Consider the following 9,039-nt stretch of genomic DNA (forward strand, 5'->3'; position numbering starts at 1 on the left):
CACCCTCCGGCCAATACGCACCGTGGGCCACCGTTTGCAAATAACCGTCCCAAGACCGCCATCCTCACGGAGAAGGCTTTTTTTGCGCCCCGCCCGACCCTCATAGGCCCCCATAGGAACATCAGAGTCAACAAAAAACTGAGCGTATTCGGGATATCGCAAACTCGATGGCAACTACGCGCCAGCATCACCCAATCAGCGTTACTCCGGTACCAGAGCATCCGGGCAAATACTTTGTGGTCGATGGTGAGACTCGTTGGAGTGGAGCTCAACAACTCAAATGGAAGGAGATTTGGGCAATCGAAATCGATGTAGATTCCGACAGCCCACTTTCGTACTACTCCGAGTCGTTCAAACTAACAGATTCAACAAAACCGATTTCCGCAATCGATAAGGGATTGCGCTGGAGTCAACTGATATCTGAACAAGGCGTCACCGCTGAGAAGATTGCGCAGGAGCTTGAACTCTCGAAAGCCACGGTGAGCAAGATGCTGGCGTTCAGCAAATTCTCGCCTCGTGTGTTGGAGTTTATGAACGAAAACGCTGAGAAATTCCCTTACACGACAGCCTCGCTTCTCGCTCCATTGGCAGATGGTGCCGAAGAAGCCGATGACAAAATCTTGGCGTTGTGCAAAAAAATCGTCGACGAAGACTTCTCCCGGCGGTCCATTGAAGCCTTGATAAAACAGCACAAATCTAACGCTCGCCAGTCAAGACGTGCAGCGGTCGCGTCGCGCACGATCAAAGTTGCAGACCAACCTGTCGGGTCGTTTCGCACCTATGAGAACGGCAACGTCGAGTTCAAAGTGTCAGGAGGTGCCCTGCCCGCTGATCGGCTGGCCGAGCTCGCCGATGTTTTACATGCTGCCGTCGATCTGCTGGCCTCAGCCGACGCTGATTTCAAGTCGACATTGGTCGAGCGGATCCGCAGCCAAGCTTCTGATAATGGTTAACCCGCATCCATTCAATATCGTTTCCGGACGCTTTCGGAAAGTGCTACTACCGATGATATGGGACGCATGGAATCTATCCGGCATGCCGGATAGAAACTCGTATATGGCCGGTCGGCTTGCTTACGCACGCGCTCGTCGAACGATTCTTTTTGAACAGTTTCCCCGTGGAAACCTTGATGCGCGCTCGCTCGAAGTTTCCCCGGGGAAACCGCCTGAGCATGCATCGAGGTCAGTCCAAGTAAGCTTCCCAGAGAAAACTTTTCGGCAGGTCGGCTCGTGCGCGTGCTCAATTGCCGAAGGATTGAACTTGAGAAGTTTCCCCGGGGAAACCTCTGTCAACTCTCTTCCGAAGCGTGTTAGGAAACTACCCAAGGCTTACACCCAGGTGGAAAGTAAGTTTCCCCGGGGAAATATATTGGTAGGTCGCCACGTTTCTACGGTCGGTCATCGAACGAAATCTCTTGACCAATTTCCCCGGGGAAACCTCTGTGCGCTCTCTCTCGCAGTTTCCCCGGGGAAACTGCGAGAGCATGCAACGAGGACAGTCCAAATAAGCTTCCCCGCAGAAACTTTGTGTTGTGTCAGATCGCCTGAACACTCAGTCGTTAAAAGCGTCCTTATAACAGGTTTCCCCGGAGAAACACACACCAGGACTATCGCCACTTCGGCAACCCATAAAAAACGCCCGAGCTAGCTTGGGCGTTTTTCATTTTGGACTCAAATTTCGGAGACGATTTAAAAATGTAGCGACTAAAAAGCAAAGGCCAGAAGTTGGAGCTTCTGGCCTTTGCATTACGACAGAGACGACGCGCTAAAAAACAAAAACAGAGTTGGACCTCTGTTATGAGAGTAATTAGCGCGTCGTCTTCTGTCAACGATTTCCAAAGAAAACTAAACACAGGAAACGTTATGGACGACTTTCGCCCAGACGCAGAGACCCCGTTTGCATTCGATCCACTCAAACTATTTGAACACGCGGGTCCGTCTACATCACTGCCTGATCGCAACGATCATTCACTACTGCCAGGTGCACTCGCTAATGCGATTGTCCGGGCTTACGAAGGTTTCGACGAACTCAATTTAACTGATAGCGCTCGACGAGTTCTGGCATGTCTTATTCGTTTTGGATTAAAACTGAGTGATTTAAATGCAACGACTTTCATCAAAAAGTCAACAATTGCAAAAAAATTAGGGATCAATCCCGCTACCGTGTATCGCGCACTCGAAGTCTTGGAGGTGGCGAACATCATCTACCGCAATACACAACCGTCGGTGATGGCAATCGGAACCATCGGCTTCACCCGATATGGGCTAGCACTACTGGGTTTAGCATCTTCGCCAACGTCTCCGCAAAAAACGTCAGTTACTACTGATCGGAGTGACGATATCGCGCGCGTGCAATACGTAAACAGTGAACCTAAACAATCTTTTTCAAAGAGACAACCGAAGGGCCTTTTTGAAAGAATCAAAGGTGTGAGGCTTCCACACGATTTAGGTTGGCTTGTCACCGATGGGCTGGTTACACCGTTCGGCGTCTGTTCCCTAATGGCGCAGGCCCGGCGAAAAGGGCATAAATTATCCGATGTGGTTGAGTACGTGTCGACCCAGCTTAAATCGGGAAAGACTCGCAATCCCTTCGCCTATTTGCGAGCGCTGTTGCAACACACCGTCGATTACGCATCTTTGAATATGGAAAGCAAAACAATTGCTATGGCTGCGGCAGAACGCGCGAATCAAGCGGCCACGGAGCAAGCGCTAGTACAGAAAGTGCGAGCATTGGCAGGGAAGAGCTTTCGCGGCGGCGACGACATTTGGACCGTCGAAGACGTCGGACTCGTCAAGGTAGGGCCGAATGGTCAATCAAGCTCGACACCGTTTCACAAAGCACTCGAAACCATAGCAGCTATAGTTGACGGAACTTTTGAGCCAGTCGCAGCAGGCGAGGCTCCTTGCCGCACAGCAACATCTCTGCTCAACGTGGATCAGCGATCGAACCCTGAGCACGCACGGCATATACTGGGATCGCTGAAAGAAGCACTTGCCGCGTCTTGCACCGCATATGCCGGCCAAACCAAGGCTACCCGGGTAGCTCTTAGGTAAAAATAGAATTCTCGCTAACACATTGATTTAAATGAATAAAGAGGCGTTACGAAAATGTGCCATTTAGCGCCCCCTACTAAATTGGCACATCCGCGCGCGTCAAGCAGGTCCGGTCCCTTAGGGTTTGCACGCCAAAAAGTTTTGGTGATTGAGAACTAACCGCATTGCCGTCTCGGAACGATGGAGCTGTCTCGGTAGCTTTTTTGGATATACCAGATTGAAAGACATCCTGTTGTGAAGAGATGCACAAAACTCACTCTCTTTCCGGGAAAAATCAGACGATAGTGCTGTTCCAATGGTACGTCTGCGCCCAGGCGCGTGATTCCGGTCTCCTTCGTTGGCGCTTACTCCGACATGTCGGGGGCATACGTGCTCTATGACTATCAGGGCACGATTTATACCGCGCGGCAAGGCTCTCGGCTGCTCAATGGCTGGACAGTTGCGTTGGTGGCCGGGTTCGAAGTGAACCTCGCCGACGGCAAGCGCAAATGGACCGAAACCATTTCGGCACCAGTCGATACACCGGTCGCGTTCTCCGATAGCCCGTCGGTCCGCGCGATCACCGATCTTGGTTCGCCCCTTCAGCCGGTGTTGAAACGTTCGTCTCGTCAACGCGCGCGTGCAGAAGCGAAGGTTCGACCTGAACAGCGAGACGATGTTTCGCGGACTCGCGCGATGAATCCACAGGTCTCGTTCCTTGGGCGCGCGCTGTCGGGCGGCGACGTCGAGGATGTTGAGAGCACCGAAGTCGAGAAAGGTGGAAGCATCGGTTCCGACAGTAACGCATTCACAGGCGGTCAAGATGATTACCGCTCCGTCGTCAAAGACGGGGATCAGGCTTCAGCCGGCGTTACGACAGTCGAGACGAATCACGAACCGGAATTTCGTCCTTTTGTGCCGCCGAAGTTCGATCGTCCGAGTTATGACAGAATGGCCGCTGCCATGGCGGCCGCCGAAGAACACGACACGAGCCCTGACTCGGCGCCGGTTGTCGAGCAGCCCGTGCATTCCGTGCATTCCGCGGACCCGCGTCTGGGTTCTGTAACGCCCGTTAGCCGCGCGGCAGACGCACAGCAAGCAGGGGCGGAGCGTTCCGATGAATCTCCAACTTCCGAAATATCGCAGCCGCTGCGGCGTGCGGACGCTCCGAACGCCTCTGCCGATGACGTGATCGACGACGACACTGCCCTGGATGCTCTCATGCCGGGACGCCCGGAACTGATCTCGGTCGATTCGTTACCCGAATTTAAGCGCATCCTGACCGTTGCTGACGATGATGCCGCGTTGCGTATCCCGGTCAGCGCGCGCAAGGAATTCGTCGCCGTGGAATTGCAGCCCGGTGTCGCGATCACAGTGGCGACTTCGCGCTTCGCTGAGAAAGCGCAGTACGCCACCTTCGTCAAGGATCTCGGTTCGAATGACATCCTCGTGCGCGAGGAGATGATCGCAACCGAAAAGGTGATCGCGGCGATCTACTCGGGTAAGTCGGCTTCTTCCGCCAATTCGGTCGTTCGCGAGGCGAGTCGTGCGATCGGTAACTTTCGCGACATCGTCGAAGCGGCGCACTCCTTTGGCGCGAGCGACATTCACTTCGAGCCGCGCGAGTTCCACAACGATGGGTGCGCGCTGTTTGCGGCCTACAGCGATCTCGTGCAGCGCAACACCAACTCCGGCAACAGTTTTCAGCCGAGCTCGCCTCAGTCGGCCATGATCCCTTTGGTGGTCAAGACCGACACAGTGAATCTGCGCTGGCAGTCCTCGCCGCTTGTGGGCGGTTACGATGTCACGCTGCGTTCGCTCGACGGAAATTTCAAGAATTACTCTGTTTTGCTGCCCAAGGACATGGGGCTGGAAAAGAGCCAGCTCGATCTGATCGACACGCTGAACTACGTGAGCGGCGGGATCACGGCACTCACCAGCGAGACGGATTCGGGCAAGACAACGACGCTGCGCGAGCTGTCTTACATGTTGCCGGATCGCGAGTTGAAGAAGCAATTCGCGGTGAACGAGCCGTCCGAATATCCGATGCCGTGGCTATCCGACTATTCGATCATTCGTCGTCCGGTTGAGACTGACGACGAAGCGAACCGCAAGTATGCCGAGGTGATCCGTACCTTGATGCGGCAGGATCCGGACGATCTGACCATCGGTGAAGTCCGTGACCGCGTCGTGATGGGCCTCGTCGCCGAACTCGCGCTGACCGGCCACCCGGTGCGTTTTTCCTTGCACGCGGGGGACATCATCGCAGCCGTGATGCGTATGGCGGGCGGCCGCCTGCAACTGCCGATCGACGAGCTTGCCTCGGAAGGCTTCATCAATGCGGTGGGCAATCAAAAGCTGATCCCGACACTGTGCGAGCACTGCAAGCTACCGGCGGAAGATGTGATGGCCGCGTCGGATCTGGAGATCTTGCGTACCAAGTTCGGACTCGACACGTCGCGCATGGCAACGACGGCTGTGAACACTGTCGTCTCAAAGGTCTGTTCACACGACACGGTAAGGCCGCGGGCGGCACCAAACGCCCCACGCTTGCCGCCGAACTGTACCGTCCGACCCCGGAATTTCTCGAACGTGTGGCCGAGCGCGATTGGGCTGGTGCGCGCCGCGTGTGGCGCGGGGAACGTCGAACCGGGTTCGATCACGCGGATATGACTGGAAAGACCCTCTATGAACACGCTATTTTCAAGGCTTCGCGCGGTTTGATTGACCAACAATTCATTAATCGGTCGATGCAGTCGTTCGCGCAATACCGCGTGATGCCTGGCGTCGATGGCTTGATGGTCTAACTCGGGTGGCTCATGTTCAACACGTTCGTCAAAATACTGCCGCTTCGACAGCAACTCGCCGTTGCGCGCATCCGCTTCCAGAAGGTCCGAGAGGATTTCTATCGGGAGACGCGTCTGGACATCGCCGCCAAGGGGTTGCGTAATACCGAGACGCTGTTCGATCGGCTCGAAACCTATGAGAAGCGCAGTCGCAGTCGCGGCCGCATCGAGTGGCAGGTCTTCGCGCGTATCCGTGAAACGATGCAGTGCGGTGAGAACTTCGCGATCGCCATCAAGCCATTCGTGCCGGGCGACGAATACGCGTTGCTCGACATTGCGGACGAATCCTCACGCGAAGATGCCGTGGTCCGCGGTTTCGAGTTGGCTGAAATGGCGGCCAAGGCCAAGCGCGTCCTGTCGGCGACGACGTCCGTGCAGATGGCCTACCCGGCGTTGCTGCTGGTCTACATGTACGCGTTCTGCATGCTCTTTGGCGGGGTGATCTTCCCGCAAGTGCTCGATGTGCGGCCGCTGGATCAATGGCCCGACTTCGGGCAGTTGCTTTATCACGTCGACACCTTCTGTTTCGAGTACTGGTGGCTCACGCTGACCGTCCTCATCGGTCTGGTGCTCGCGTATTTCGCAAGCCTGAAGCGCTGGGCCGGACCGCTTCGATCGCATGCCGCTCTTGTGGCGCAACCGGCGAGATCTGCGTGCTGCGCTGCTGATCGTCTCGTTGGCGGGATTGTTCGATTCGAACCTCACGCTGCGCGCGTCGCTCGAGCGGTTGATGAAGACAGCCGACCCGTGGCTTCGCTGGCATCTGGCGACCATGAATCGTCGGCTGACCGCCCGTTCCGATGAACCGATGCGCGCCCTCGATACCGGCATTTTCTCGATCGAGATCGTGGACACCATCACCGATGCCGCCGGTCGCGACCAGTTCGAGGCGGCCATCAAAAGTCTTGGACGCGAGTCACTGGATCGCGTCGTTGAAGCGGTCAAGCGTAACGCACGGCTGACGCACTACATCCTGATTGGCTTCGCGGCCGCGCTCTTCCTGACGCTTGGAATCGGTTCGTATGTGGTGACGGGCGCGGTCAATCTCACCTCCAGTAATTCCGCAGTCTCCAGCTACTAAGGATCATCAAATGACTATCGCAAACAAACAGACTACCTATGCCGACGAAGTGAAAGCACGTCGTGCCCGACTCCTCAAAATCGCCCGTGCAAAAAAGCAATCGGGTGAGCTTTCGATGATCGAAGCGGGCGCGGTGATGGCGGGTGCCGCGTTGCTGGCGCTCGCGGTCTATGCCGGTGGCAAGTACGTGCTCGACCTCATTCACTCGTCGCAGTTCAAGAGCGAAGCGCAGATGTTCCACACCGGGATTCTGAACGCGACGCAGAACGATGCGGACTTTTCCTCCGAGACGCTGAGTGTCATCGCGCAAAACCATGCGTTCGATTCCGCGGGTTCACGGGTGGTCTCCGACAAGTCGGCGGTCAAGGGCATGTTCAATGGGACCGTGACGGCAGCCGTGAACACGCTGGTGACCTCTAACGACTCGCTGGTGCTGACCTACCCGGTCACCGCAACCGTGTGCTCGTTGAGCGCGGCGGCGCTGATCACCGTGTACACGCAAGTCACGGTAAACGGCACGACCATCTTTTCGCCCACCGTCACCTTCAATCCGCAAACGGTCGCGACGGCCTGCGCATCGAACGGTTCGATGGCGTCGATGGGATTGTGGACCACTCGCACCTGATCGCGGACCGCCGACATGGGAAGCATTCTCGAGATGTTGATCGTCCTGGTCGGCGCGGCGTTGCTGACTGTGCAGGGGATCAAGGAAGATATCGCGGCCAAGCGCCAGAACATGCTGCAGATCGAAGGGCAGAATATTGCTTCGATCAATGCCGCGCTCGGCAGCTATATCACGACGAACTTTGGCGCACTAATTCCCCCGGGATTCTCGCAGACGACGGCGACGGCCATCACGGCGCCGACGCTTGCGCAGTTGAGCGCACAGGCAAACAACAAGGTGGCGTTTCGGCCCGGACCGTTCTGGGGCGGGACTTATCAAGTCGCCATGTCAATTGTGCCGGATAACTGCTCGACCTCGGCTGGCAACTGCCACATTGCCACGCAGATCTATCCGAGCGCACCGCTCATGAAGGCGGGGACAGCCGATATTGCCGGTGCAGGCATTCTCACAGCAGCCGGTGGTGCGCAGTTCGGTTATTCGACCAATCGTGCGCCGGGCATCATCACGGGCAATCAAGGGCAGTGGACGTTTCCTAATCCGGTCGGCAACCGAGCCGGGACGATCCTCGCGATCAATGGCTTTGGATCGGACGGAACCTCCCCATACTACCGGCGCGACGGCGCGCTGCCCTTGACGGGCACGATGAACGCGAATAACCAAGACATTCAGAACGCGGGCAACGTGAGCGCCAAGACGCTCAAACTTCAAGCGGGCAACAGCTTGCAGATCAGCAACGGTGCCATCTACTACGGCGATACCGTGAATGCGGCGGTGCGAACCAATGGAACCCTCTACATACAGAACGAGCAAGCGACAGGAGCTGCTCCGATCAATGCGGGCGATATCACGTCGAATGATACCGTGAGCGGCAATGCGGTCAACGCCAACGTCGCCAACATCAATGCATCCGCTGGTAATTGCGGCTGGAACGGCGTGACGATTCGCAATAACACGATGTACGTCTGCAACAAGCACGGAAACTGGGTGGGAGTGAGTGCGCTGGTGAGCAATCAGACGGCCGACTCGCAATACAGCGGCTGGTACAACGGCTGTGGCGTTACACCTCCTGCGTGCGGACCAGGCGGGACGGCATGGTATCGAATTACGCCCCAAAACATGGCGATCGTGTTTCAAACCATAACCCCACGATGGCAGGAGCAAGGTTCGGCATGGGTTGGAATGGAAGTCAATGGGTCGTGCAGATCTACGACGTTTTAGCAGATGGAGCCAACACACTTGTGCCAGACCAGCTTGGATTACAAGTCCAGGTCGATGTCGGTTGCAATTACTCGAACCAGTAAGGATCCTTATGCGTTTGCGAAAAGAATCGGTAGTGTGCAGAATGATGTGCAAAAACGCTGAGGCGGCAGGAGCGCAGAGGCAGGGGTGGCCGTGGTGTAAGTTGATGAATGTCCAGTTCGTCAACCTGCCCTCGGGAGGGCTTACGCCATGGCC

General features: G+C 56.2%; 6 protein-coding genes and 1 pseudogene. All 7 read left to right on the forward strand.

What is annotated here, in order from left to right:
- Nucleotides 1–134: 134 nt before the first annotated feature.
- Nucleotides 135–953 (forward strand): annotated as a pseudogene (locus BVER_RS25305) (ParB/RepB/Spo0J family partition protein); the annotation flags it as partial.
- A 909-nt stretch (nucleotides 954–1,862) separates the two neighbouring features.
- Nucleotides 1,863–3,053 carry a helix-turn-helix domain-containing protein gene (locus tag BVER_RS31890; RefSeq protein ID WP_157056219.1) on the forward strand — a complete coding sequence of 397 codons (1,191 nt, stop codon included), beginning with the start codon at nucleotides 1,863–1,865 and terminating at the stop codon, nucleotides 3,051–3,053.
- Between the two features lie 318 nt (nucleotides 3,054–3,371).
- Nucleotides 3,372–5,705, forward strand: coding sequence for an ATPase, T2SS/T4P/T4SS family (locus BVER_RS36350; RefSeq protein ID WP_370444275.1), 2,334 nt, complete (start codon nucleotides 3,372–3,374; stop codon nucleotides 5,703–5,705).
- 146 nt (nucleotides 5,706–5,851) lie between these two features.
- A complete protein-coding gene (locus tag BVER_RS25315; RefSeq protein WP_332309149.1) occupies nucleotides 5,852–6,682 on the forward strand; it encodes a hypothetical protein in 831 nt (276 codons plus the stop codon).
- Nucleotides 6,651–6,959 carry a hypothetical protein gene (locus tag BVER_RS35785; protein WP_332309150.1) on the forward strand — a complete coding sequence of 103 codons (309 nt, stop codon included), beginning with the start codon at nucleotides 6,651–6,653 and terminating at the stop codon, nucleotides 6,957–6,959. The genes BVER_RS25315 and BVER_RS35785 overlap by 32 nt, the downstream gene beginning before the upstream one ends.
- A 10-nt stretch (nucleotides 6,960–6,969) precedes the next feature.
- The gene (locus tag BVER_RS25320) at nucleotides 6,970–7,584 is read left to right on the forward strand and encodes a hypothetical protein (RefSeq protein WP_083452348.1); all 615 of its coding nucleotides are present in this window, start codon (nucleotides 6,970–6,972) and stop codon (nucleotides 7,582–7,584) included.
- 15 nt (nucleotides 7,585–7,599) lie between these two features.
- On the forward strand, nucleotides 7,600–8,802 hold the full coding sequence (locus tag BVER_RS25325; protein ID WP_050455605.1) for a hypothetical protein: 1,203 nt from the start codon (nucleotides 7,600–7,602) through the stop codon (nucleotides 8,800–8,802).
- Nucleotides 8,803–9,039: the final 237 nt, after the last annotated feature.

It is taken from the genome of Candidatus Burkholderia verschuerenii (genome assembly GCF_001189365.1).
GTDB classification, from domain to species: domain Bacteria; phylum Pseudomonadota; class Gammaproteobacteria; order Burkholderiales; family Burkholderiaceae; genus Caballeronia; species Caballeronia verschuerenii.